This window comes from Arthrobacter sp. zg-Y1219 (assembly GCF_030125545.1).
Lineage (GTDB): Bacteria > Actinomycetota > Actinomycetes > Actinomycetales > Micrococcaceae > Arthrobacter_B.
The window spans coordinates 184,389-207,269 of record NZ_JASKLY010000014.1 but is presented as its reverse complement, the minus strand read 5'-3'; the positions used below and the strand labels follow the sequence as shown (position 1 = coordinate 207,269).

The following is a 22,881-nucleotide window of genomic DNA, read 5'->3' as shown; positions in this document are numbered from 1 at the left end:
TGGCCGGGAATCCGCCGGAGAATATCCCGGTAGCCGGTGAAGAAGCGGCCGCAGGTGAGATGCCCCCGCGCCGGCAGGTAGGCTGTCGCCATGCCCACCCTCGCGTATGCCGCCGGAACCGATCTGCCCGTTGCCGACGTCGTCCGGCTCTACGACACCGTGGGCTGGAGCGTGTACACCGAAACCCCGGACACGCTGGCCGCCGCACTTGCCGGATCCACGCGGATCGCCGTGGCCTGGGACCGCGGGGAGCTAGTGGGCCTTGCCCGCGTGATCTCCGACGGACACACGATCTGTTACCTGCAGGATGTCCTGGTGGATCCGCGCCATCAGCGCACGGGGCTGGGCCGGAACCTGGTCGAACTCATCCTCGCCCCGTTTGCCCACGTGCGGCAGAAGGTGCTGCTGACGGACACCGAGCCGGGCCAGAAGGCTTTCTACGAGTCGCTGGGTTACCGGCAAGCGGGCGGAGACCTCCCGGCGGACGACGACGCCGGCCTGCCGCTGCGCGCATTTGTCCGCTTCGACGGGTGACGATGTCGGGTATTTCCGGGCCCCGGTAACGATCCACGCAATATGCACTGGTGCACTGCAGCCAGCTAGATTATTCTCGGCCTCCGGTCCGGTCTCATGTCCATCCCTCCGGCCCGCGCATATTATCGCCGCGCTGTACGGAAAGGTTTCCATCATGCCCAGCTCTGCCTCCACCGACATCATCTATTCCGCCGCCCTGACCTGTCCGCCCGACGATGTGTGGCGGGCGCTGACCGCCACCAATCTGCCGCGGAGCTGGATGTGGAACTCAACCCTGCGGGGAATGATAGAGCCCGACGGCGACTACGCCCTGTCAGCCGACGGAGAGAACGTGATCGTGGGAACCGTGCAGGATGCCGAGGCACCGTACCGGTTGGTGATGAGCTTCGATGCCCGGTGGGATCAACGGGTGGCAGAGGAACCCGCAGGCGAGCTGGAGTATCTGATCACCCCCACCAGCGAATCCGAATCCGAGTTCAGCGTCCGGTTGTCAGGCCTCACGGGCTCCTCGGCGAACGCTGCTGAGCGGGATATTCCGGAAATCTACTCCCGGTTCAAGGTTTGGCTGGAAGAAGTCGACGGCATCTGAGCGTTATGGGGCAGCGCCGCCACGGAAACGACCCGGAACCCGCCTTTCCGCACCAAGTCCTTCCCTGCACCGGGTCCTCAACCCGATGGTCATCGAGGCGCACGAAATCATTGAAGACGAGAAACTCACTCAAGCCTCCTAGTCCGGGCCTCGGCAGGACCTTGGCGGCCAGTGTGCGGGAGCGCGGATGAACCTTGGGTCGGAGTATCGCCGGATCTGGATCGGCAACGCCTCCTCAAACCTGGCTGACGGGGTAACTTTCGTCGCGCTTCCGCTGCTGGCCGTGGAGATCACCAATAACCCGCTGGTGATTGCCGCGCTGTCGATTTTCTATACCGCACCACGGCTGTTGTCGGTCCTGGGCATCGGAGTCCTGGTGGACCGCTTCGACCGGCGCCGGCTGCTCTATCTGGCCAACTTTTCCCGAGCGGCCATCTTCGCCGCTCTGACGGCCCTGGTTCTCGCCGACGCAACACCCATGGCCGCCCTGTACGCGGTGTACGCCTTCATGGGCATCGTGGAAACCATCTCCGACAGCTCAGCAGTTGCCGTCCTTCCCCAGGCCGTGCCACCTGAAGATTTGGACCGCGCCAACGCCCGGATCGCCGGAACCCAGACGATCGTTGACGAGTTCATCGGTCCTCCGTTGGGCGGCTTCCTGTTCGGCGCGGCTGCTTTCGCTCCGTCCCTGCTGACCGTCGGCGCCTTCCTTGCGGCGGGACTTGCCTATTGGCTGCTGCGGCGGAACTACTCGCCCGCGTCCGGCGGCGCAAGCGGTGCCGGCACTCCCGACGGCAGCGGTCCGGCGGATCAGCAGGCAGCAGGGGTGGGCGGGCAGATCCGGGAGGGCGCAGCCTGGGCGATGCACCATCCGATGGTGCGGACGCTGGTCGTTATCGGCGGGCTGGCCAGTGTTGGCTACATGATCCCGTTTTCGTATCTGGTGATCTACGCGCGGGATGTGCTGCATCTCGATGCGACCGGCTACGGGCTGCTGCTTTCCGGCTCCGCACTGGGCGGGCTGCTCGGCAGCCTGGCAGCCGGCCGGCTCCGCCGCGCCATTGGGTACGGTTGGACGATAACGGCGGCGCTGTTCACCGGGATGACGGCGCTTGCCGTCATTGCCGGCACCACCAATGTGTGGGTGGTCGCTGTTGCCCTGGCGGTGTACATGGGCCACGCCGTGGTTTGGAACATCACAGCCACGACAATCCGACAGAGAGTCATACCGGCACGCATGATGGGCCGCGTCGGTTCCGTCGGCCGGCTGGTGGGCTTGACCGGCCTGGCCCTGGGTGCTGCACTGGGTGGCCTCCTGGCGGCAAGTCTCGGCCTGCGCATCCCCTTCGGCGTCGCCGCAGCGTTCTTTGCCGCTGGCGGCCTGCTGGCCCTGTCCGCCCTGCGCCACTTCCGCGCATGGGAGGCAGCGGCGCACCGTGCGGGAAACGACGCCGGAGCGGACAGTACGCCGGGCAGGTCGCCGGACGGCGCACCGGACACTGCCGGCGGGGAGCCTGGCGGCGGATCCGCGCTGCCGCGCAGCTGACGGCACCGGCCCGGCAGATCGGCAGGTGGCTTCCGCTACTGCCCCGTCTACTCCCCCGTCGTTCCGTCCAGCAGTTCCCGCACGATGTCCAGGTGCCCGCAGTGCCGTCCGGTTTCCTCAATCATGTGGGTCACCACCCAGCGCACGTTGTGCCCGGAAGAACAAGCGGTGCAGGGATCATCCAGGTTGTAGCGCAACAGCACCTCGCGGGATTCGGCGCACGCCTCTTCGTAGTCCTTGATGATGTCAGCCAAGCTGTCCTCGGGACTGACCAGGAATTCGCCGTCCGGCTCTTCGTCGGACCACCGCGTGGAAACGCCGGCTTGGCCGTCAATCTGCCCGCGGAACCAGGTTCGCTCGACGTCGGCCAGGTGCCGCAGCAGCCCCGAGACCGTGGTCAGCGAGGGCAGCAGGCGGCGTCGGCGTCGCTCAGCCCCCGCGCCTTGAACACCGCGGAGGCACGCAGGTAATCGAGGAACCCGCAGAGGATTTCCCGTTCGGTTCCGGTGTCCGGCGGTTCGGGACGGTCATCAACGGACAGGTCGGTGGTCAGGTCGTCAGCAGTCATGGCGGGCTCTTTCCGGTGCGGCGGCTTCGTGGACGCCGGCATGCGGCGCCAGGAACCAACCTACCGGTCCGGCTCCGCTATTTGCCCAGCAATTTACCCGCTATTTCCCCAGCGCCGCCGCCAAATACGACGACGTGCGGCTGGCTGAACAGTCCGCCACCTCGGCGGGCGTGCCGGCGCAGATGATCCGGCCCCCGGCGTCGCCGCCGGACGGGCCCATGTCGATCACCCAGTCCGCCGCGGCCACCACGTTCATCGAGTGCTCGACCACCACCACTGTGTTGCCGGCGTCCACGAGCCGGTTCAGCTGAGCCAGCAGCAGGCGCACGTCCTGGGGATGCAGCCCGGTGGTGGGTTCGTCGAGCAGGTACAGGGTGTGGCCGCGCCGGGCGCGCTGCAGTTCGGTGGCCAGCTTGATCCGCTGCGCCTCGCCGCCGGAGAGTTCGGTGGCGGGCTGGCCCAGGCGCAGGTAGCCGAGGCCGACGTCGAGCAGGGTGCGCAGGCTGCGCGCCGGTCCCGGCACATCGGCGAGGAACTCCGCGGCGGTTTCCACGCGCATGGCGAGGACATCGGCGATGGTCTTGCCGCGGTAGGTGACCTCGAGGGTTTCCTCGTTGTAGCGGGCGCCGTGGCACTGCGGGCAGGGCCCGTAGGTGCCGGGCAGGAAGAGCAGCTCGACGGCGAGGAAGCCCTCGCCCTGGCAGGTTTCGCAGCGGCCGCCGGCCATGTTGAAGGAGAAGCGGCCTGCGGTGTAGCCGCGGGCCCGGGACTCGTCGGTGCCGGCGTAAAGCTTGCGCACGGCGTCGAACAGGCCGGTGTAGGTGGCCAGGTTCGAGCGCGGCGTGCGGCCGATGGGACGCTGATCCACCTTGACCAGACGGTCCAGGTGTTCCAGGCCGGCGATGTCGCGCACCGAGGCGCCGGGGTCGACGTCGTCCGCTGCCTCCGTGTCCGGCTCCTCGACGGCGGGCGCGGCGCCGTTGACGTGCTCCCCGACGGTTTCGGCCAGCACCTGGCTCACCAGCGTGGACTTGCCGGAGCCGGAGACGCCGGTGACGGCGGTGAGCACGCCCAGCGGAATCTCGGCGTCGAGCTCCTTCAGGTTGTGCCGGGTGATGCCCTTCAGGTTCAGCCACCGCTCCGGCGTCCGCCGGGTGGGGGTGATGTCCTTCGCTTCGCCGAACAGGAACGGGCGGGTGGCGCTCTCGGCGACCTCCGCCAGCCCGGCGACCGGTCCGCTGTAGAGCACGGTGCCGCCGCCGTCGCCGGCCTGCGGACCGACGTCAACGATCCATTCCGCGCTGCGGACCACGTCCATGTTGTGCTCGACGACGAACACCGAGTTTCCGGCGTCCTTCAGCTCCTGCAGCACGGCCAGCAGCGGTTCGGCGTCGGCCGGATGCAGGCCCGCTGAGGGCTCGTCCAGCACGTAGATGACGCCGAACAGGCCGGAGCGCAGCTGGGTGGCGATCCGCAGCCGCTGCATCTCCCCCGGTGAGAGCGTGGGCGTGGACCGGGACAGGCTCAGGTAGCCCAGCCCCAGGTCGATGAGCACCTGCAGCCGGGACAGCAGGTCGCGGGTGACGGTGACGGCCACTTCGGTGTCTTCGTTGGAGGCCGCGGCCCGGGAGGCGGTGCCCGCGGACTTGAGCTCCGCCGTCGGCCGGATGATCTCGGCCAGCTCACCCAGCGTGGCGCCGTTGAGTTCGGCAATGTTCCGACCGGCGAAGGTGACGGCGAGCGCCTCGGGGCGCAGGCCGGCACCGCCGCAGACCGGGCAGGGTCCGGAGACCATGTACTCGAGCACGCGCTTGCGCATCTGCTCGCTGCCGGAATCGGCCAAGGTGTGCAGCACGTAGGACTTCGCGCTCCAGAACTTGCCCTTGTACGGCTTGGCCACGCGGTCACGCTGCGGGGTGATCATCACCACCGGCTGTTCCTCGGTGAACAGGATCCAGTCGCGGTCCTTCTTGGGCATCTTCTTCCACGGGACGTCGACGTCGTAACCGAGCTGGATGAGGATGTCTCGCAGGTTCTTGCCCTGCCAGGCGCCGGGCCAGGCGGCGATGGCGCCGTCGCGGATGGACAGGCTCGGATCCGGCACCAGGGAGTCCTCGGTGACCGTGTGCGCGATGCCCAGGCCGGAGCATTCCCGGCATGCGCCGGCGGCGGTGTTGGGCGAGAAGGCGTCCGAATCCAGGCTGCCCGGCTCGGCATCCGCCGGGTAGGTGCCGCCGCGGGAGAACAGCATGCGCATGGAGTTCGACAGCGTCGTCAGCGTCCCCACAGTGGAGCGGGAGCTGGGGGTGCCGCGGCGCTGCTGGAGCGCGACGGCGGGAGGCAGCCCGGTGATTTCCTCCACCTTGGGCGTGTGCCCCTGGGCGAGCAGGCGCCGCGCGTAGGGCGCCACCGACTCAAAGTAGCGGCGCTGGGCCTCGGCGTAGATGGTGCCGAAGGCCAGCGAGGACTTCCCCGAGCCGGAGACACCGGTGAAGGCAACGATCGCGTCGCGCGGGATGTCGACGTCGACGTTGCGCAGGTTGTTCTCCTGCGCTCCGCGCACGCGGACCATGCCGTTGGTGCTTCGATCGGTGCTCTCGTTGCGGGCGGTTTCCGGGGACAGCTCAGGGATACTCATCCCTTTAAGCCTAGCGAAATCGTCCGGAAGCACCTAAATGGTAAGCATGCTTACGCCGAGGGCGTGATGTGCGTGTCCGGGCGGCGGCCGCCTCCGGCGTCGTGGATGGACGGGTAGCGGTGGATGGACGGGTCGCGGTGGGTGGACGGGTCTTAGCCGGGCGAATCGTTCGGTTCTTCTTGGGTGAGCCGGGAGACTTGCCATCTGTGCACCTCGGGCAGCCAGTCCAGCGGAGCCGACGGACCGACCCTCGGGTCATCGGTGGCACCGGTGTCCCGCAGATCCTGCACGTAGGCGCGGTCCTGGTCGATTCGTGCCCGCAGCTGCCCGGCGCCCCCGACGGAGCCGTGACCGGGAATGACGATTACGCCGTCGGGCAGGCTCTCGAACAGCCGCAAGGCGGCAAGGTAGTCCTCCATCGGATCCGCTGCCTCCAAATCCAGGAACGGCATCAGGATGTCAGAGAGCATGTCGCCGGCGACGAGCACACCGCGCTCCTCGATCAGCAGCGCCGCATGACCCGGGGCATGCGCCTGATGCTCGATGATCCGGATGTCGGGCCCGTCCCAGGGAAGCTGCGCAGCACCGGCGGGCAGACCGGTAATGAGACCGAGCAGCTCCATCGGAATGTCCCCGGCGTACTCCGGCGGAAGCCCCTCGGCGACGCGGTCCTGCCAATCCTCGTTGGAGAGCAGGTTGTGGATGGAAGCCGCGCACCGGGCGGTACCGTAACGGGGCACGTCCCCGAAGTTCGCGTGCCAGAGCACATGGTCCCAGTCAGGATGCGTCGAGAAGCCCGCCACAACGGGCTGGCCCAACGTCCGAAGGTCGTTGGCGAGGGCCGACATTTCGTCGCCCGTGATGCCGGGGTCGATGAGCAACACTCCGTCGCGGCCCTGCACGGCAACGGAGTTGCTCGAGATGAACTCGCTTTCGGAAACCAGAACGCCTTCATCGACTTCCGTCAGCATGAGATGTCTCCCGCCTGTGAATTATCACCGCTGTCGAGACGGTATTAGCCGGCGGCAGCACTGTGCAAGCACTGGCGGCGAAGCGGGTGGGCTGCGGCCGGATTTAGCCGGCTGCGGCGGGCACAGCCTGGAGCGTGACGCCGTCGGGCAGTTCCGGAGCGTCGAACTTCTGCCGCTCACACTCCGCGCGCAGCTGCGGATAGGTGTCGGCGATGAGGTCGAGGATCCGGTTGCGCACCACCAGGTAGGCTTCACCCACTCCCACCACACCCTTGAATTCCTTCAGCTCCTCCTCGTAGGAGGTCTGCTTGTGCCGCAGGTAGTTCACCGTCAGCCGGTCCAGCCGGGCGGTGGACGTTTTTCGGCTTGCCGGAGACTGGCTGCGCCGGAGCCTGCTGTTGAAGTGTTCGATCGCCTTGTCCTGCATGTCCTGCCACGGTTCCGGCTCGATGCGCAGCTCGAGGGCCTCCGCAGCGGCGACCGCTTCCTTCTTTTTGGCCAGGGCCCTTCCCCGTGCGGCCAGCTGGCGGGTGCGGGATGCTTCCCTCGCCTTCCGGTACTCGGGAGTGGCTTCGATGGCCTCCACCCGTTCCAGCCCGTACAGCTTCATCGGAGCGGCCTTGCGGGAGAACGGATTGCGCGCCGTCTGGTCCGGTTCGGGCAGGAAGGTCTTGATCTGCGTTTCCGTCCACCCGCGCTCCTTCTTCAGGTCGTTGGCGATCAACATGCCTTCGCTGTTGGCCGGTTTCGGCCGCGGCGGATGGTGTTTTCCTCGGGACATGCTGACTCCACGGTTCTGGCAGGCGGTGGGGGAACCTCTCCAGTCTAGGGACCGGCGCCGCGGGACCGAAAACGGTTCTCCTGCCGCAAAGGTCTCCCGCGCGCGGCACCGGTCGGCTAGCCTGTCGGCAGTGATCATTCATTTTTCTCTGTGACTCAGCGCTTTAACGGCGATTCCGGCACGCTCCTCGGTGGAGCGCTGATTTTGTGCGCCTGCGAGGGGAACTCCGGTTGGGGTTGCCCGCCCCCGCTCCCGCCCGAAAGACAACTCACACCTGGAAGATCACATGCACTCGACGTCAGCCCGTTTCCCCGAACCTGCCTCGCCTGCCCGCACCCGGTCATCGCTGCGCCCCGACTGCGCCAACTGTTTTGCGCTGTGCTGCACGGCCTTCGGTTTCACCCGGTCAGCGGATTTTGCCCTCGACAAACCCGCAGGCGCACCGTGCCGCAACCTGGCTTCCGACTTCACCTGCACGATCCACGACAGCCTGCTGCCCCGGGGGTTTCGCGGCTGCACGGTTTTCGACTGTTTTGGCGCCGGCCAGAACGTCTCGCACGGACTGTTCAGCGGAAAGAGCTGGCTCGAGAATCCCGGCACCAAGGATGACATGTTCGCCGCGTTCAAGGCCTCGCGGCAGCTGCACGAAATGCTCTGGTATCTGGTCGAAGCCCAGGCCCGGACCTTCGATCCCGACGCGTCACTGCAAGCGGCACGCCTGCGTGCCACGATCGAACACACAGCCGGCCGGCTTCCGGAGCTGCTCTCCCTGGACATACAGGAGCTGCACTCCCGGGTCAGGACACTGCTGATGGAGGTCAGCGAGGAAGTGCGGGCCTCCTGCTGCGCTGCCGGTGATGACCATCTGGAGCCCGAGCTGGCACCGGGAGCAGACCTGATGGGCAGCAATTTCAGATCCCGGCGGTTGTGCGGGGCGGACCTCCGCGGCGCCTGGCTCATAGCCGCCGACCTGCGCGGCAGTGACTTATCCGGCGTGGACCTGCTCGGCGCCGATCTCCGGGATGCCCGGCTTGACGGCGCTGACCTGTCCCAGGCCCTGTACGTGACCCAGCCCCAGCTCAATTCCGCGAAAGGCAGCGCCGCAACGCTGCTGCCTCCGGACCTGACGATGCCGCCGTCCTGGCGCAACGGGTAGCGCTGTACGCCGCGGTCCCCGCCGCATAGTGGGTGATCAGCCGGCGGGCGAAAGGAACTCGAGCCGGTTGCCGTTGTTGTCCCGCAGGTAGAACCGGCGCATGCCGGGGAAGGCATCGTCCCATTCGGGTTCCAGCCCCTGTTCTTCGACGTGCCGGGCCAGGGCATCCAGATCACCGACCAGGATCCCCGGATGGGACTTTTTCGCCGGCCGGAAATCCTCTTCGACGCCGAGGTGAATCTCAAGGCTGTCCGCCCGCACCCAGAGGCCGCCGCGCGCCGCAAGCACCGGCGGCTTCTGCACCTCGGTGAAGCCGAGCAGATCCACATAGAAGCGCCGGCAGTCGTCCTCCGTACCGGCCGGCATGGACAGCTGGACGTGGTGCAGGCCCAATCCAAAGGGCGTGGGTGCCTTGGTGTCGTAGTCGGCCGCCTGATGCATCTGGTTTTCCATGGTTCCTCCCCCGGCCACAGATTTCCTGCGGCTTCCCGACTGCGTGCCTTCAACCTACCTGCCGGGCAGCCGCCAACCGCGCCTACACGCGCACAGGTTCCCATCCTGTGTGGCGGATGTGGCCTGCCGTGACCCCACTAGCCACAGACGTGAACAAAGAGTGGGAACCGGTGCGGCGCGGGACGCCCGAACCGGAGACTCGGGGTCCCGAACCGCCGACACCCGGCCCCAAACCAGCCGACACGCGTTAACGGCCGACGCCGGCCCGCCCAGTGGGCGGCCGGCGTCGGCAGTGAAGGACACGGAGCAGCTGAAACCGCCCGCCGAAACGACTACACGGTGGTGGCGTCCTGCACTTCGCCGACGAGTTCCTCGATGATGTCCTCCAGGAACAGCACCCCGGTGGTGTTGCCGGCGGCGTCGAACACTCGTGCCACATGGGCGCCGGTGCGGCGCATGGTGGCCAGGGCGTCCTCGAGCTCACTGCCGCGGAAGGCCGAGGCCAGGCGGCGGATGCGCTTGGCCGGAACGGGAGCGCCGAACTTCTCCGGCGCGGTCAGGTCCATGACGTCCTTGAGGTGCAGGTAGCCGCTGGGCACGGCGTCGTCGTCAGTGAGGATGTAGCGGGAGTAGCCGTGGCGGCCCACCGCTTCCTGGATGTCCGCAGGCGTGGCCGATTCCGGCAGCAGCACCATCCGCTCGATCGGCACCTCGACATCGGCCACGGTCTTGGACGTGAACTCGAACGCCGCACTCAGGGTTCCGCTGGCATCGGCCAGCACGCCCTCGCGGGTGGACTGCTCCACGATGTTGGCGACCTCATCCATTGTGTAGGCACTGGTGGCTTCGTCCTTGGGCTCCACCTTGAACAGGCGCAGCACGGCATTGGCAATGCCGTTCAGCGACCAGATCACCGGCTTGAAGATCCGGGCCACCATCACCAGCGGAGGAGCCAGCAGCAGGGCGGCACGGGTGGGAACGGAGAAGGAGATGTTCTTGGGCACCATCTCGCCGATCACCACGTGCAGGAAGGTCACCAGCAGCAGCGCAACAACAAAGGCGACGACGCCGATGGCCTCGGCGGAGAGCGACGTCAGGCCCAGCGGAATTTCCAGCAGATGGTGGATCGCCGGCTCGGAGACGTTCAGGATGACCAGTGAGCAGACGGTGATGCCCAGCTGGCTGGTGGCCAGCATCAGCGTGGCGTGCTCCATGGCCCAGAGGGTGGTCTTGGCGGCCTTGGAACCGGCTTCGGCCTTGGGTTCAATCTGGGAGCGGCGGGCCGAAATCACTGCAAACTCGGCACCCACGAAGAAGGCGTTGACGACCAGCAGGACGACGAGCCAGACGATTCCGGGAAGATATTCACTCATGCCAGGTCCTTCGTGAGCTCGTCAATAATTCGATCGTGGTCGCTCTGCGGCGCATCCACCGCGGGGGTGTAGCGCAGCCGTTCGACATGCGTGCCGACGACGCGTTCCACGCGCAGGACACCGTTATTGACGGGCACTTCATCGCCCAGTTCCGGAATGCGGTCCAGCAGGTCGGTGACGAATCCGGCCAGGGTGTCGTACTCTTCGCCGTCGGGAACCACAACGCCGGTGCGTTCGCGCAGTTCGTCGGGGCGCAGCGAGGCGTCAAAGGTGAGCGAACGGCCGCTGCGGACCACACCCACCCGGGCGCGGTCGTGCTCGTCTTCCAATTCGCCGACGATTTCCTCCACCAGGTCCTCCAGGGTCACGATGCCGGCGGTGCCGCCGTGCTCGTCGGAGACGACGGCCACCTGCAGGCCCTGCTGGCGCAGCAGGCCCAGGAGAGAGTCAACGCCCATGGATTCGGGGACGCGGAGGGCTTCGACCATGAGTTCTGCAGCGGTCACGTTGCCGCGTTCGGCGAGGGCAACGGCGAAGGCCTGCTTGACGTGGAGCACGCCCAGCACGTCATCGGAGTCCCGGCCGATTACCGGGAAACGGGAGTATCCGGTGTTCACGGCCAGTTCGATGACCTGCTCGGCAGTGTCAGCGGCCGCAACGGAGCGCATCCGGACGCGAGGCGTCATGACGTCGTCGGCGGTGTGGTCGGAGAAGCGCAGGGTGCGGCTGAGCAGCTGCGCGTGGTCAAGGTCCAGCACGCCTTCCAGCGCGGAGCGGCGGACCAGCGAACTGAGTTCCTCGGCGCTGCGCGCGCCGGAAAGCTCCTCCTTCGGCTCGATGCCGAAGGAACGGATGATCGCATTTGCCGTGTTGTTGAACAGCAGGATGACGGGCTTGAACACCGTCGTGAACAGGGTCTGGAACGGAATGACCAGCTTGGCGGTCGCCAGCGGCAGGGCCAGGGCGAAGTTCTTCGGCACCAGTTCACCGATGATCATCGAGAACACGGTGGCCAGGAAAATACCGATGACGGCGCCGGCGCCGCCGACGAAGGCCTCGGGAACACCGAGGGCGAGCATGGGTTGGCGCAGCAGTGAGCTGATCGCCGGTTCAAAGGTGTAACCCGTCAGCAGCGTGGTGAGCGTAATGCCCAGCTGGGCGCTGGAGAGGTGCGTCGAGGTGATCTTGAGGGCGTTGATGGTGGGGCCGAGGCGCTTCTCGCCGGCGGCCTGGCGGGCTTCGAGGTCATTGCGGTCCAGATTGACCAGCGAAAACTCGGAAGCAACAAAAAGCCCGGTGCCGACCGTGAGCAAAAGGCCAACAGCGAGCATGATCAATTCATACATTCGGGCGCCCCTCTCTGGTTGTGGCCGGGAGTCCGGTCAGAGCGTGGAGGGGCAAGGGTTTATGTGAAGGGGGGTCATCCATAGTTAGACGATAATACGTGAAAAGATTCCTAAATCGCTGGAAGCGTTTGCTTTCGCTCTCAGATGAGCACTCCGTCTGCGCCGCGCTCCGCAGCGCGGGGCCGGTTCGGTAGGGTCAACGAAAGATGCGACGCTTGCAGGCTATGTTACCGACGAGTAACATCTGGTCCGGACAGTGTTCCGTTTCATATCTCAAAGAGGAGTTGTACGCGTGAGCCCACAAAGCCGAGCACGGCAGATCAGGGACGTTGTTTTCGTTGACGGAGTCCGCACTCCCTTCGGCAAGGCCGGCGAGAAGGGCATGTATGCCGGCATGCGCGCCGACGACCTGGTGGTCAAGTGCATCCGCGAACTGATGCGGCGCAACCCCTCCCTCCCCCCGGAACGCATTGACGAAGTGGCCATTGCCGCCACCACCCAGACCGGTGACCAGGGCCTGACCATCGGCCGCACCGCCGCCCTGCTGGCCGGACTGCCGCAGTCAGTGCCCGGCTTCGCGATTGACCGCATGTGTGCCGGAGCCCTGACGGCCGTCACCACCACCGCCTCGGGCATCGGCTTCGGCGCGTACGACGTCGTCATCGCCGGCGGCGTGGAGCACATGGGCAACCACCCGATGGGCAAGGACGCCGATCCGAACCCGCGCTTCGTCACCGAACGCATTGTGGACCCGGCCGCGCTGAATATGGGCAACACCGCCGAGAACCTGCACGACCGCTTCCCGGACATCACCAAGGAGCGCACCGACGCGTACGCCGCGGCCAGCCAGGAGAAGCTCGCCAAGGCTTACGCCAACAATCTGATCCAGCCGGATCTGGTCCCGGTTGCCTCCAAAAAGCCCGGCAAGGGCTGGACCCTGAATTCCGTGGATGAAGGACCCCGTCCCGGCACCTCGGTGGAGGACCTCGCCGAGCTGCGCACCCCGTTCCGCGCCCACGGCCGCGTCACCGCCGGCAACGCCTCGGGCCTGAACGACGGCGCCACCACCGCGCTGCTCGCATCCGCCGACGCCGCCGCGGAACTCGGCCTGCCGGTGAAGATGCGTCTGGTCGGCTACGCCTTCGCCGGTGTCGAACCGGAGGTCATGGGCTACGGCCCGGTTCCGGCCACCGAGAAGGCCCTGAAGCAGACCGGCCTGTCCATCGAGGACATCGGGCTGTTTGAAATCAACGAGGCCTTCGCCGTCCAGGTGCTCTCCTTCCTGGACTTCTACGGCATCGCCGACGACGACCCCCGGGTCAACCGCTACGGCGGCGCGATCGCCGTCGGGCACCCGCTGGCCTCCTCGGGCGTGCGCCTGATGAACCAGCTTGCCCGCCAGTTCGAAGAAGACCCGACGGTGCGCTACGGCATGACCACCATGTGCATTGGCCTGGGCATGGGCGGCACCATCATCTGGGAAAACCCGAACCACCCCGACTACACCACCGACACCGAGTCCACGGAGGCCACAAAGTAATGACTGCAAGCGATTACCAGCGGCTGGCCAGCCTGTTTCCCACCGAGGTCGTCACGCACTCCTACGTCTCGGACATCACGCTGCCCGGCGGCGCCGGCACCTTTGCGCTGATCACCCTGGACAACGACGTCGACCACTCCCGCCCGACCACGCTGGGTCCGAACACACTGCTGGAGCTGGGCGAAGTGCTTGACGCCCTGGCGGCGCGGGCCGCGGCCGGGGAGATTGTCGGCGTCGGCGTCACCGGCAAGCCGCACTATCTGGTGGCCGGCGCCGACCTGTCCGCCACCCAGAAGCTGGCCTCCTATGAGGACGGGCTGGCCATGGCCCGCCTGGGCCACGAGGTGTACGGCAAGCTGAACACCCTGGGCGTGCCCAGTTTCGCGTTCATCAACGGCGTGGCGCTGGGCGGCGGACTGGAAATTGCCCTGCAGTCCCAGTACCGCACCGTCTCGACCGGCGCCGGCGCACTGGCGCTGCCGGAGGCCTTCATCGGCCTGGTTCCGGGCTGGGGCGGCGTCTACCTGCTGCCGCGCCTGATCGGCCCCGAAAACGCGGTGAAGGTCATGATCGAGAACCCGCTGAGCAACAACCGGACACTTTCGGGTCCGGCTGCCTTCAAGCTGGGCATTGCCGACGCAATGTTCGAACCGGCCGACTTTGTGGAGCAGTCCCTGGCCTGGGCCGCCCGCGTGATCACCGGCGAGGAAACCGTTACCCGGCCCAATGCCGCCGATCCCGCGGTTAGCCCCGAAGCCTGGGACGCCGCCGTCGCCCGCGGCCGTGCCGTGGTGGAGGCCCGCACGTCCAACGCCGCCCCCGCGCCCGCGAAGGTGCTGGACCTGCTGGAGGCCGGCAAGAACTGGACCGCCGAGCAGTCCCGTGACGCCGAGTGCGAGGCGCTGGCCGAACTGATGCAGACCCCGCAGTTCCACGCCACCGTGTACGCGTTCCTCGACCTGGTGCAGAAGCGCGGCAAGCGTCCGGCCGGCGCACCGGACCGGAAACTGGCACGGCCCGTCTCCAAGGTGGGCGTGGTGGGCGCCGGCCTGATGGCCAGCCAGCTCGCCCTGCTCTTCGCCCGCCAGCTCAAGGTGCCCGTGGTGATGACGGACATCGACCAGGCCCGCGTGGACAAGGGCGTGGGCTACGTGCACGCCGAGGTGGACAAGCTGCTGGCCAAGGGACGCATCTCCCCCGACGCCGCCAACCGCACCAAGGCGCTGGTCTCGGGATCGGTGTCCAAGGAGGCGTTCTCCGACGCTGACTTCGTCATTGAGGCAGTCTTCGAGGAACTCTCCGTCAAGAAGCAGGTCTTCGCCGAGGTGGAGGCAGTGGTTTCCCCCGAGTGCATCCTGGCGACCAACACGTCCTCACTGTCAGTGACCGAGATGGCCGCTGACCTGCAGCACCCCGAGCGGGTGGTGGGCTTCCACTTCTTCAACCCGGTGGCCGTGATGCCGCTGCTGGAGATCGTGCGTGCACCCAAGACCGACGACGCCGTGCTGGCCACCGCGTTTGTGCTGGCCAAGGCGCTGAAGAAGACCGCTGTTCTGGTCAAGGACGACGCCGCGTTTGTGGTCAACCGGATCCTGGGCCGCATGTTCGGTGAAATCACCGCCGTGTTCGACGAGGGCACCGACGCCGCCACCGCCGACAACGCGCTGCGCCCCATGGGCCTGCCGATGTCGCCGTTCACGCTGCTGGCGCTGGTGGGCCTGCCGGTGGGCCAGCATGTGCAGGAATCCCTGCATGCTGCCTTCGGCGACAGGTTCTGGCTCTCGGAGAACTCGCAGAAGATCATCGACGCCGGCATCAAGTCGCTGTGGCAGAAGGACGAGAGCGGAAAGCCGTACGTTCCGGAGGAAACCCTGGCGCTGCTGTCGTTCGGGAACACGCCGTCGACCTCGGAGCAGGTCCTGCGGCGCACGCAGGATGCCCTCGCCGACGAAATTGGCCGGATGCTGGACGAAGGCGTTGTGGCCGGGCCCGAGGACATCGACCTCTGCGTCATCCTCGGTGCCGGCTGGCCGATGCACCTGGGCGGGATCACGCCGTACCTGGACCGCGTCGGCGCGTCCGAGCGGGTGAACGGCAAGAAGTTCCACGCCGAGAAGGAGCCGGTGCCGGCTGCTTCGTAGGCTGTTGGAAGGAGGGCTCCCGCCGGTTTCGGTGGGAGCCCTCCTTTTGTCCGCGCCGGGCGGACCGGAACGGCGGCAACGAAAATCCCTCGCTCGCAGAGCTCGCGGGGATTATTAAAGCCGCCTAACCCGGTCCGTCCGGCGCTTTTGCGTGTCCGTCCCCGCATGCGCCGGTTGGCTCATCCCCGGGCCTTGCCACACCCCAGACAAGCCTTGACCCCCTCGGTATGCCTCACTAGCGTCAGGCTGAAACCCTCCGGAACGTTTCCTGCCAGGAGAACCAGAAACGAAGGACACGCCATGTCATTCCAGGCCTACCTCGACGCCATTGAAGACAAAACCGGCCTTACGCCCCGTCAGCTTCTTCAGATCGCAAAAGACAAAGGTTTTGACGCCCCGGAAGTGAAGGCCGGCGAGATTCTCGAATGGCTCAAATCGGATTACGGTCTCGGCCGCGGTCACGGCATGGCTCTGGTGCACGTTATCAAAAAGGGTCCCGACATTGATGCGAAACACGTGGGGACGGCAGGCTCCCACCGGGATGAAGCCGATGTCCTGTGGCTTGACGGAAAAGACAACAAGCCCTCCTGACCGAAAGCCGCCTAACCCGGTCCGTCCGGCGCTTTCGCGTTAAGCCACCAGATGCGACCTGTCCGCTCGGACACGTCGCCAACGCGCGGCCCCGCGCGCGCACAGGTTCCCACTCTTTGTTACCCGGTGGGGCTGGTGGGGCCTCAGGAGGGGTCATACGTCACAGAGACTGGGAACCGGTGTTGCAGTCCCGGTGAGGACCTTTACGACCAGCCCCACTCGGCTGCCGGCCGGCCGCGGCCGGACGGGGCAGCAGCCGGCGTCGTCTTGATGAACCAGGAGCTCTTGGCCAGGTCCCGGCCAAGGTTGTTGGTCACCGGTTCGGGCCGCTTGGCCGCAGCTGCGAGCTCGCGGACCAGACGCGCTGCCGACGCAGTGGTGAAGCGGTCCCCCAGCAGTGCCCTGGTCAAAGCCCTGTCGATCCACAGGGCATCCAGGACTGCCCCGGCGGTCCGGGCGATGATGGCGACGTGGTCGAACGGCAGATCCTTGACCTCGGCTGCACGCACCGGGACCGCTCCCCCGCCGGTTGCCGGTGCTTCCGGATCCAGGATGACGGCGTGCACGATGGAGAGGGTGGGCCCGCGGGGGTCGCGGTCGGGGTTGTCGAAGACTCCTGCGCCGGTGATGCTCCGGATCGATTCCTGGCCGATGCCGGCCTTGGTTTCCAGCGCGCGGACGGCGGCCTCGGCCAGTCGTTCGTTCGGGGAGAGCAGCACACCGGGCAAAGCCGCCTTGCCCAGGAACGGTTCAAAGATGCGTTTGGCAAGGACCACCTCCAGGACACCGTTCCGGAACACGAAGGGAACGATGTCGATGGAAACGAGCGGTTGCTGCGGAAGGGTCATGAGGCGATGTTACCGAGCACGCGGCGGACGTCGGCGAAGGACTGCCGGCGGATGAAGGCACCGTCGGCCCACACCGGCCGCAGCAGTGAGGCTTCCTCCTGCTCGGGAGTGGCCTTTTCGATGAGCATCAGCTCGCCGGCCTCGTTCCGCGTCACTGCCAGCCGTCCGGTGGCTGAACGCTTGGACCCCTTGGCGGTGATCGGGTCCTTGAAGACGTTGCGGGCTTCGCCGTCGACCTCGATGTAGGTGACCTTGATGGCGGACGAGAAGGTGTCGCGGGTGACGTACTGGTAGGTGTAGGAGCCGGCACCCAGGACGATGTTCTCGGAGGCGTAGCCCATCTTCTCCAGGCGGGAGGTGATGTCCGCTGCGCGCTCGGTGGTGATGGAGTCCCCGTACATGACGCGGACCTTGTTCAGGATCTTGTAGCCGGCATCGTTGAGCGTGGAGCCGAACTCGGCGTCCAGCAGGGCCACCACGCCGAAGAACGCGGGATCCTCCGTCATGGAGGGTGCCTGGGAGGGATCGACGGCGCCGGGCCGGGACGAGGTGCCGCACACAATGTCGGCGGGATCCCCGGAATCCGGGCGGATGATGACATTGCCGTCCCGGCCCATGATCTCGGCTTTCAGCGCCGGCAGGATCTTCTGCAGCACATTCCACAGATCGTAGCCGTCCGAGACCAGCGAAACGTTGCCGGTCGGGTTGACCTTGAGGACGTGGCGGAACGTGCCCTCTTCGCCGTCGCGCCCGCCGGCACACATCACGGCGTGCTCGGTGGCGGGGATGGAGCCGAGGACCTGGCCGTTCTCCGTGCCGAAGGCGGAGTTGTAGTAGCGGCGGACGAAGTCCATGGCGCCCAGGGAATCCGAGCCCTTGAAGGAGAGCAGGTGGCCTGCACCGGAGGTGGCGGCGGCGTCGACGCCGGACATCCCGCGGAAGGAGAAGTCGTGCAGCTGCCAGTCCACGAATCCGCGGTCGGTACCGGTCGTTTCAGCGGCGGCATCCAGGATGCCGCGGTACTTGTCGGCGATGGTTGCCGCGGTGGAGGGCTGCCAGATGGAGGCGCTCAGGGCGGTCTCGATGTAGTTCACGAGCCAAAAGAACTCCGGCTCCGTCGACTCGACGGTCACGGACGGAACCAGCAGGGGCACCCGGGTGCCTTCGGGCACGGAGCGGAAGATCAGGGGCAGGTAGCCGCGGCGGTGCAGCGACCGGATGTGGTCGGTGCCGATGGTGTTCGGGCCCAGGATGTCGTTGAGGCCGGCCTGGTATTCGGCGCAGGCTTCGTCTTCGTCGGCGGCGAAGAACGGGGTGAAGGCTTCGATGCAGAACTTTTGAAGGAACGCCTGGAGGCCGAAGTGCACCACGTGGTCCACGCCGTCGAGACGGGATCCGCGGCTGGTGAAGTTGCTCAGGACTTTGGTGGTGCCTTCGGGGTACATGTGGATATGGCCCAGCTTGTACGCATCCGTCTGAAAGAGGGCGGCGGTGACACTGGCGGTGGTGGTCGCGGAAGCGATGGCGGTGGTCATGGCGGGGTCCTTAGATGAGGTGGGAAATCAGGGGCGTGATGGTGGCGCCGACGGCGGGATTGGCTGCGCCGGGGTGGGAGTCGGTGGTGTAAACGGTGCCGTAGGCCTGCGTGAGCTGGGCGGCGTTGCCCGAGAAGACTCCGTGGCTGACCCACAGGTCCAGGCGGTCCGGGCCGAGGCCGGTGGCTGCGGCCAGGCCCATGAAGGTGCCGCCGCCGTCGCAGATGTCATCCACGACCAGAAAGCGTCCCTCGGAAGGCAGCTCGTCGCAGGTGAACCCGGAGAGTTTGCCGGTGGCGAAGTCGCGGTGCTTGGCGGCATGGAAGAGGGGCAGGCCCAGCGCCTCGGCGGTGATGGCGGTGCGGGACTTGGCTCCCTCATCCGGGCAGATCACGCCTGCGTATCCGGACAGGGCCTTCTTGACCGCCCGGCCAATGACGGCTTCGGGGCTGACGATGCGCAGATTGTGAACCAGGGCCGGCATGACCGGTGAGTGCGGGTCGAAGCAGACAACTTCGTCAGCCTTCATGGCGTTGATCAGGTTGGCGTAGACCTGGGCGCCGAACGGGTTGCCGCGGTCCTGGCGGGCACCGGGCAGGTACGGAATGAGGGCGGAGACCTTGTGGCCGCCCTGGTGGGCGTGATCAATCCACATCGCTGCGCTCATGTACTCGTTGGCGTCGGCGCCGGTGAGGTAGAGGTACAGGGGTGTTTCGGCGGCTGCGGCATCCGCCTTGATGTGCGCCTCCCCCGCGGGGAAGGTCATGGCGACGGCGGACGAGCGGACGGTGAATCCCGGAGGGACCTGAGCGAATGTCGTAAGCATGAGATCAGGCTAACACAAATAAACATCATGTGAAGTTTATTTAGCGGGCCCGTGTGGTTCGACTGCGGGCAGTCAGTCAGCTGGCCTGCTTTCGGCGCACGATCTCGGTGATCCAGATGGGGGCGAACGGCGAGGTGCAGCCCGGCGGCGTCGGGTAGTCCTTGAGCACTTCCAGCCGCTCACCAATGCTGATGGCCCGGGTTCGAAACTCCGGATGCTCGATTCCAATCTGGGCCAGGCAGGTGTTCATTGCCCATTGCAGGCGATCCGGAGCGTCCCGCATCTCTTCCTCAATGATGTCGAGCAAGCGACGCAGGTCCAGGTCCTCGGGATTCTTCGCCACGCGTTCGCTGGTGAGCGCCCACCCGGCGCTGGCAACCACCGGGTCCGGATCCGCGAACCAGGCCAGGCGCAGGTCTTCCGCATGCGGGCTCTTTTTCACCACGTAGTTCACCAGCCAGGCATGCACCTTGGGGATGCGCGCCTCGCGCAACATGGAGTCCAAGACGTCCCGCTCAAAAACCTTCGGACGGCAAATGAGCAACGACAGCAGCCGTGCCGCAGTGTCACCCGTTGCCCAGAGCTCGCGGGCAAGCTCCTGCTGCGTCTTCAACCGCTTCGCGACCGCGCGCAGCCTGCCCAGATTCACGCCGTGATCGTCGCCGTGCTTCTCATTGACGGCACGTGCCTTGGGATCTTCCAACGCGGCCAGCTCGGCCATCACCTCAGCCAGCGTGGCACTCTTCATCGTCGTCTCGGCCATTTCGGGCTCCTGTCCATCCGCTGGCCCCAGCCTACTCAGAAAGCACTCTGCATCAGAGGCCCCCGCCGGTTCCGCGCACTGGTTCCCACTCTTTGTTGCCTGGTGGGGCAGGTGTGACACCATCAGGCAACATGCGCCCCACAGACTGGGAACGGGTGCAGAAATCCCGATGTGAACGGTGTCGCCAAGGGTTGTCGGAGGGTGCCGGAACTTAGCGCGGCACCCAGCCCGGGTCATGAACGGGCCGGAGGGTCCGGGTTAGGCGGCTTTAGTAATCCTGCGAGCTCTGCGAGCAAGGATTTTCGTTACCGCCGTTCCGGACCCTCCGCCCCGCCCAGGAGACGGGTAAGCGAAACCTAGAACAAAGCAACCTTCGGCACGCGCGGGAAGATCCGGTCCAGTTCCTCGAGATCCTTCTCCGACGGCTCCCACGACGCAGCCTCGGCGTTCTGCTGCACCTGCTCCACGGTGGTGGCGCCGGCAATGACGGAGGAGACGGCAGGCTGGGCGGCAAGCCAGGAGAAGGCCACCTGCACTTCGGTCAGTCCGCGGTCCTTGGCGAAGGCACCGAATTCGGCCAGCTGATCGAAATCGGCCCTTTCCAGCAGGTTCTGCCGGGAGTGGGTCAGGCGGCTGCCTTCCGGAGCGGAACCGGAACTGTACTTTCCGGTCAGCAGGCCGTTGGCCAGCGGGAAGTACGGCAGCAGACCCAGGCCGTAGGCCTCCGCGGCAGGAACCACTTCCAGTTCGGCGCGGCGGTCCAGCAGGTTGTAGTGGTTCTGGGCCGAAATGAACGGCGTGTAGCCGCCGAGCCGGGCAGTGAATTCGGCCTCGGCGATTTGCCAGCCCGCCCGGTTGGAGTGCCCGATGTACCGCACCTTGCCGCTGGTGACCAGATCGTCCAGCGCCGCCAGTGTCTCCTCTATCGGGGTCAGCGGGTCCGGGGTGTGGAACTGGTACAGGTCGATCCAGTCGGTGCCCAGCCGGCGCAGCGACGCCTCGGCGGCGCGAACGATGTAGCGCCGCGAGCCTCGCGCATCAAAGTCGCGCCCGTTGACGCCCTTCATGTCCATGCCGAATTTGGTGGCCAGCACGACGTCGTCGCGCCGGGCACCCAGGGCCTTGCCCAGCCGTTCTTCGCTCAGCCCTGGAACGGCGCCGTAGGTGTCTGCCACGTCGAAGAGGGTGATGCCGGCATCGATCGCGGCATTGACGACGGCGTCGGTTCCGGCCTGCTCTTCAGTGCGTGTGCCGGGGCGTCCGAGGTTGTTGCAGCCCAGCCCCACTGCGGAAACGGTCAGGCCTGAGGTGCCGAGTCTGTTGTATGAAGTCATGGTGCCTACGCTACCGAATCGGCGCTTCCGATGTGGCCGGCCCCACTCGCCCTCCCGGAAGATTACGGGGCGCTGCGGAAGGGAAACGGATTGCTGGTGGGCCCGGGCGCCTTGTCCGTCTCCAAAATGTACTGGATCGGGATGGGCCCTGTGGGCTGGACCCCCTCATACACGCGTTCCGAGTGCCGCCGCGCCTCCGGCACCCCGGCACCGCGGACGGCGCCATAAAAATGCTGAACGGAGGCAGGATCCCTGCCGGCGTTCTCGCACCAGATCATGTACATGCCGTACAAGTCAGCAGCCGGCACAGCCTCGGTGTCGTCGAGGCCGCGCAGGGTGCATTCAGCAAGGAACAAGCCGACGTGGTCAAGGTTGGGCTCAGACATACTTACAGCCTAGGCAGGCTTGGCCCGCATCGGGGCGAAGAAGACTGCATTTGTTTCCAAACGAGGGCTCTGACTTGGGGCTCAGCGCTGCATCAGGTAGTCTTCCAACCCCTGCGGCGGGGCTCCGGTCAGCCGCTCGACGTCGGGACTGACCTCAGCCATCCGGCCGGCGGCGACGGCGGTGTATGTGCTGACCCAGGCCTCGATCTGCCACTGCGCGACCCCGCTCAAGCTCCGCGATTCCAGGGCCTCGTTGACGGTTTCGTCGTAGTACGTCACTTGGGACCCGGTCACCCGGGTCAGAATCGCGCTGATCTCTTCGAAGGTCAGCGCCTGCGGCCCGGTCAGGGTATACACCTTGCCCAGATGCCCGTCCGGCTCCGTCAAAATCCGAGCCGCAGCCCTGGCCACGTCCGCCCGGGCCACCGCCGCCAGCCTGCCGGTGCCGGCCGGGCCGCGGAGCACGCCGTCGCGCCCCACGAACGAGGGCAGGACGTCCTGATAAAGGCAATCCCGGAGGAAGGTGTAATCCAGGTCCTTGGACTTGATGTACTCCTCGGTGTCCCAGTGATCCCGGGCCAGCGTGAAAACCGCGTCCGGCGCAGCTCCCATAAAGGAGGTGTAGACAATGTGCCGCACCCCGGCTTCGACGGCGGCGTCCACGAACGTGCGGTGATCCCGGCGCCGGTAGAGGCTCTCATGGGCAGAGACCATGAACAGGGTCCGGACACCGTTCAGGGCACGCGCCGCGTGTTCCCGGTCGGAGTAGGAGGCAGCGTACACCGGTGTCCCGGGCAGGTACGGAAGCTTGGCCGTGTGACGGGCCAGGAGCCGCTGCGGGATGCCGGCTTCGGCCAGGAGCCTGGCCACGGTCCCGCCCAGCGCACCGGTGGCGCCGGTGACCGCCACCTCTGGTTGGTCCTCTGCCATGGTGCTGCCTCCCTGCTGCTTCGCACCGCCGG

22 protein-coding genes are annotated in these 22,881 nt (G+C 66.5%); 7 read left to right on the top strand and 15 right to left on the bottom strand.

Features of this window, described 5'->3' with window-relative positions; translation table 11 throughout:
• Positions 1–90: 90 nt before the first annotated feature.
• From QNO00_RS12195 to QNO00_RS12185, 3 genes are all read left to right on the top strand, one after another.
• Positions 91–534 carry a GNAT family N-acetyltransferase gene (locus tag QNO00_RS12195; protein ID WP_229966883.1) on the top strand — a complete coding sequence of 148 codons (444 nt, stop codon included), beginning with the start codon at positions 91–93 and terminating at the stop codon, positions 532–534.
• A 154-nt stretch (positions 535–688) separates the two neighbouring features.
• Positions 689–1,123 (top strand): SRPBCC domain-containing protein, encoded by a 435-nt coding sequence (locus QNO00_RS12190; RefSeq protein ID WP_229966884.1) that lies wholly within the window; start codon positions 689–691, stop codon positions 1,121–1,123.
• Between the two features lie 187 nt (positions 1,124–1,310).
• Positions 1,311–2,669 carry an MFS transporter gene (locus QNO00_RS12185; RefSeq protein WP_284024676.1) on the top strand — a complete coding sequence of 453 codons (1,359 nt, stop codon included), beginning with the start codon at positions 1,311–1,313 and terminating at the stop codon, positions 2,667–2,669.
• A gap of 47 nt (positions 2,670–2,716) precedes the next feature.
• Here QNO00_RS12185 and QNO00_RS12180 read toward each other — a convergent pair whose 3' ends face one another.
• The 5 genes from QNO00_RS12180 to QNO00_RS12160 all read right to left on the bottom strand — a co-directional run bounded on the left by QNO00_RS12180 (position 2,717) and on the right by QNO00_RS12160 (position 7,627).
• On the bottom strand, positions 2,717–3,070 hold the full coding sequence (locus QNO00_RS12180) for a DinB family protein (protein ID WP_284024777.1): 354 nt from the start codon (positions 3,068–3,070) through the stop codon (positions 2,717–2,719).
• On the bottom strand, positions 3,067–3,237 hold the full coding sequence (locus QNO00_RS12175) for a hypothetical protein (RefSeq protein WP_284024675.1): 171 nt from the start codon (positions 3,235–3,237) through the stop codon (positions 3,067–3,069). The genes QNO00_RS12180 and QNO00_RS12175 overlap by 4 nt, the downstream gene beginning before the upstream one ends.
• 100 nt (positions 3,238–3,337) lie before the next feature.
• Positions 3,338–5,809: an excinuclease ABC subunit UvrA gene (uvrA, locus tag QNO00_RS12170; protein WP_442860531.1), complete on the bottom strand. Its 2,472-nt coding sequence runs from the start codon at positions 5,807–5,809 to the stop codon at positions 3,338–3,340.
• A gap of 218 nt (positions 5,810–6,027) precedes the next feature.
• A complete protein-coding gene (locus QNO00_RS12165; RefSeq protein WP_284024674.1) occupies positions 6,028–6,846 on the bottom strand; it encodes an MBL fold metallo-hydrolase in 819 nt (272 codons plus the stop codon).
• A 103-nt stretch (positions 6,847–6,949) separates the two neighbouring features.
• Positions 6,950–7,627 carry a hypothetical protein gene (locus QNO00_RS12160; protein WP_284024673.1) on the bottom strand — a complete coding sequence of 226 codons (678 nt, stop codon included), beginning with the start codon at positions 7,625–7,627 and terminating at the stop codon, positions 6,950–6,952.
• Positions 7,628–7,913: 286 nt separating this feature from the next.
• On the opposite strand from QNO00_RS12160, the gene QNO00_RS12155 reads away from it, so the two are divergent.
• A complete protein-coding gene (locus QNO00_RS12155; RefSeq protein ID WP_284024672.1) occupies positions 7,914–8,783 on the top strand; it encodes a pentapeptide repeat-containing protein in 870 nt (289 codons plus the stop codon).
• Between the two features lie 36 nt (positions 8,784–8,819).
• On the opposite strand, the gene QNO00_RS12150 is transcribed toward QNO00_RS12155, so the two are convergent.
• The 3 genes from QNO00_RS12150 to QNO00_RS12140 form a co-directional block, all read right to left on the bottom strand.
• The gene (locus QNO00_RS12150) at positions 8,820–9,236 is read right to left on the bottom strand and encodes a VOC family protein (RefSeq protein WP_284024671.1); all 417 of its coding nucleotides are present in this window, start codon (positions 9,234–9,236) and stop codon (positions 8,820–8,822) included.
• A 332-nt stretch (positions 9,237–9,568) separates the two neighbouring features.
• On the bottom strand, positions 9,569–10,609 hold the full coding sequence (locus tag QNO00_RS12145) for a hemolysin family protein (protein ID WP_229966892.1): 1,041 nt from the start codon (positions 10,607–10,609) through the stop codon (positions 9,569–9,571).
• Positions 10,606–11,955, bottom strand: coding sequence for a hemolysin family protein (locus QNO00_RS12140; protein ID WP_229966893.1), 1,350 nt, complete (start codon positions 11,953–11,955; stop codon positions 10,606–10,608). Before QNO00_RS12140 ends, QNO00_RS12145 begins: the two co-directional genes overlap by 4 nt.
• A gap of 292 nt (positions 11,956–12,247) precedes the next feature.
• Here QNO00_RS12140 and QNO00_RS12135 point away from each other — a divergent pair, with 292 nt between their 5' ends.
• The 3 genes from QNO00_RS12135 (at position 12,248) to QNO00_RS12125 (ending at position 16,227) form a co-directional block, all read left to right on the top strand.
• Positions 12,248–13,495 carry a thiolase family protein gene (locus tag QNO00_RS12135; protein ID WP_229966894.1) on the top strand — a complete coding sequence of 416 codons (1,248 nt, stop codon included), beginning with the start codon at positions 12,248–12,250 and terminating at the stop codon, positions 13,493–13,495.
• A complete protein-coding gene (locus QNO00_RS12130; protein ID WP_284024670.1) occupies positions 13,495–15,636 on the top strand; it encodes a 3-hydroxyacyl-CoA dehydrogenase NAD-binding domain-containing protein in 2,142 nt (713 codons plus the stop codon). Before QNO00_RS12135 ends, QNO00_RS12130 begins: the two co-directional genes overlap by 1 nt.
• A 300-nt stretch (positions 15,637–15,936) precedes the next feature.
• Positions 15,937–16,227, top strand: coding sequence for a DUF4287 domain-containing protein (locus QNO00_RS12125; protein WP_284024669.1), 291 nt, complete (start codon positions 15,937–15,939; stop codon positions 16,225–16,227).
• A gap of 203 nt (positions 16,228–16,430) precedes the next feature.
• On the opposite strand, the gene QNO00_RS12120 is transcribed toward QNO00_RS12125, so the two are convergent.
• From QNO00_RS12120 to QNO00_RS12090, 7 genes are all read right to left on the bottom strand, one after another.
• The gene (locus tag QNO00_RS12120; RefSeq protein ID WP_284024668.1) at positions 16,431–17,075 is read right to left on the bottom strand and encodes an NUDIX hydrolase; all 645 of its coding nucleotides are present in this window, start codon (positions 17,073–17,075) and stop codon (positions 16,431–16,433) included.
• Complete coding sequence (locus QNO00_RS12115; protein ID WP_229966898.1) at positions 17,072–18,610, bottom strand: nicotinate phosphoribosyltransferase; 1,539 nt, start codon at positions 18,608–18,610, stop codon at positions 17,072–17,074. Before QNO00_RS12115 ends, QNO00_RS12120 begins: the two co-directional genes overlap by 4 nt.
• A 10-nt stretch (positions 18,611–18,620) precedes the next feature.
• Positions 18,621–19,436 carry a ribose-phosphate diphosphokinase gene (locus QNO00_RS12110; RefSeq protein WP_284024667.1) on the bottom strand — a complete coding sequence of 272 codons (816 nt, stop codon included), beginning with the start codon at positions 19,434–19,436 and terminating at the stop codon, positions 18,621–18,623.
• Between the two features lie 76 nt (positions 19,437–19,512).
• The gene (locus tag QNO00_RS12105) at positions 19,513–20,199 is read right to left on the bottom strand and encodes a DNA alkylation repair protein (RefSeq protein WP_284024666.1); all 687 of its coding nucleotides are present in this window, start codon (positions 20,197–20,199) and stop codon (positions 19,513–19,515) included.
• Between the two features lie 356 nt (positions 20,200–20,555).
• Complete coding sequence (locus QNO00_RS12100; RefSeq protein ID WP_284024665.1) at positions 20,556–21,533, bottom strand: aldo/keto reductase; 978 nt, start codon at positions 21,531–21,533, stop codon at positions 20,556–20,558.
• Between the two features lie 62 nt (positions 21,534–21,595).
• Positions 21,596–21,919: a hypothetical protein gene (locus tag QNO00_RS12095; RefSeq protein ID WP_284024664.1), complete on the bottom strand. Its 324-nt coding sequence runs from the start codon at positions 21,917–21,919 to the stop codon at positions 21,596–21,598.
• Positions 21,920–22,000: 81 nt separating this feature from the next.
• Positions 22,001–22,849: an SDR family oxidoreductase gene (locus QNO00_RS12090; protein ID WP_284024663.1), complete on the bottom strand. Its 849-nt coding sequence runs from the start codon at positions 22,847–22,849 to the stop codon at positions 22,001–22,003.
• Positions 22,850–22,881: the final 32 nt, after the last annotated feature.

What these genes read in the sequence shown, in the direction of transcription:
- QNO00_RS12195 (WP_229966883.1), top strand. Translation starts at nt 91, where the DNA reads ATGCCCACCCTCGCGTATGCCGCCGGAACCGATCTGCCCGTTGCCGAC.
- QNO00_RS12190 (WP_229966884.1), top strand. Translation starts at nt 689, where the DNA reads ATGCCCAGCTCTGCCTCCACCGACATCATCTATTCCGCCGCCCTGACC.
- QNO00_RS12185 (WP_284024676.1), top strand. Translation starts at nt 1,311, where the DNA reads ATGAACCTTGGGTCGGAGTATCGCCGGATCTGGATCGGCAACGCCTCC.
- QNO00_RS12175 (WP_284024675.1), bottom strand. Translation starts at nt 3,237, where the DNA reads ATGACTGCTGACGACCTGACCACCGACCTGTCCGTTGATGACCGTCCC.
- uvrA (WP_442860531.1), bottom strand. Translation starts at nt 5,809, where the DNA reads ATGGTCCGCGTGCGCGGAGCGCAGGAGAACAACCTGCGCAACGTCGAC.
- QNO00_RS12165 (WP_284024674.1), bottom strand. Translation starts at nt 6,846, where the DNA reads ATGCTGACGGAAGTCGATGAAGGCGTTCTGGTTTCCGAAAGCGAGTTC.
- QNO00_RS12160 (WP_284024673.1), bottom strand. Translation starts at nt 7,627, where the DNA reads ATGTCCCGAGGAAAACACCATCCGCCGCGGCCGAAACCGGCCAACAGC.
- QNO00_RS12155 (WP_284024672.1), top strand. Translation starts at nt 7,914, where the DNA reads ATGCACTCGACGTCAGCCCGTTTCCCCGAACCTGCCTCGCCTGCCCGC.
- QNO00_RS12150 (WP_284024671.1), bottom strand. Translation starts at nt 9,236, where the DNA reads ATGGAAAACCAGATGCATCAGGCGGCCGACTACGACACCAAGGCACCC.
- QNO00_RS12145 (WP_229966892.1), bottom strand. Translation starts at nt 10,609, where the DNA reads ATGAGTGAATATCTTCCCGGAATCGTCTGGCTCGTCGTCCTGCTGGTC.
- QNO00_RS12140 (WP_229966893.1), bottom strand. Translation starts at nt 11,955, where the DNA reads ATGTATGAATTGATCATGCTCGCTGTTGGCCTTTTGCTCACGGTCGGC.
- QNO00_RS12130 (WP_284024670.1), top strand. Translation starts at nt 13,495, where the DNA reads ATGACTGCAAGCGATTACCAGCGGCTGGCCAGCCTGTTTCCCACCGAG.
- QNO00_RS12125 (WP_284024669.1), top strand. Translation starts at nt 15,937, where the DNA reads ATGTCATTCCAGGCCTACCTCGACGCCATTGAAGACAAAACCGGCCTT.
- QNO00_RS12120 (WP_284024668.1), bottom strand. Translation starts at nt 17,075, where the DNA reads ATGACCCTTCCGCAGCAACCGCTCGTTTCCATCGACATCGTTCCCTTC.
- QNO00_RS12115 (WP_229966898.1), bottom strand. Translation starts at nt 18,610, where the DNA reads ATGACCACCGCCATCGCTTCCGCGACCACCACCGCCAGTGTCACCGCC.
- QNO00_RS12110 (WP_284024667.1), bottom strand. Translation starts at nt 19,436, where the DNA reads ATGCTTACGACATTCGCTCAGGTCCCTCCGGGATTCACCGTCCGCTCG.
- QNO00_RS12105 (WP_284024666.1), bottom strand. Translation starts at nt 20,199, where the DNA reads ATGGCCGAGACGACGATGAAGAGTGCCACGCTGGCTGAGGTGATGGCC.
- QNO00_RS12100 (WP_284024665.1), bottom strand. Translation starts at nt 21,533, where the DNA reads ATGACTTCATACAACAGACTCGGCACCTCAGGCCTGACCGTTTCCGCA.
- QNO00_RS12095 (WP_284024664.1), bottom strand. Translation starts at nt 21,919, where the DNA reads ATGTCTGAGCCCAACCTTGACCACGTCGGCTTGTTCCTTGCTGAATGC.
- QNO00_RS12090 (WP_284024663.1), bottom strand. Translation starts at nt 22,849, where the DNA reads ATGGCAGAGGACCAACCAGAGGTGGCGGTCACCGGCGCCACCGGTGCG.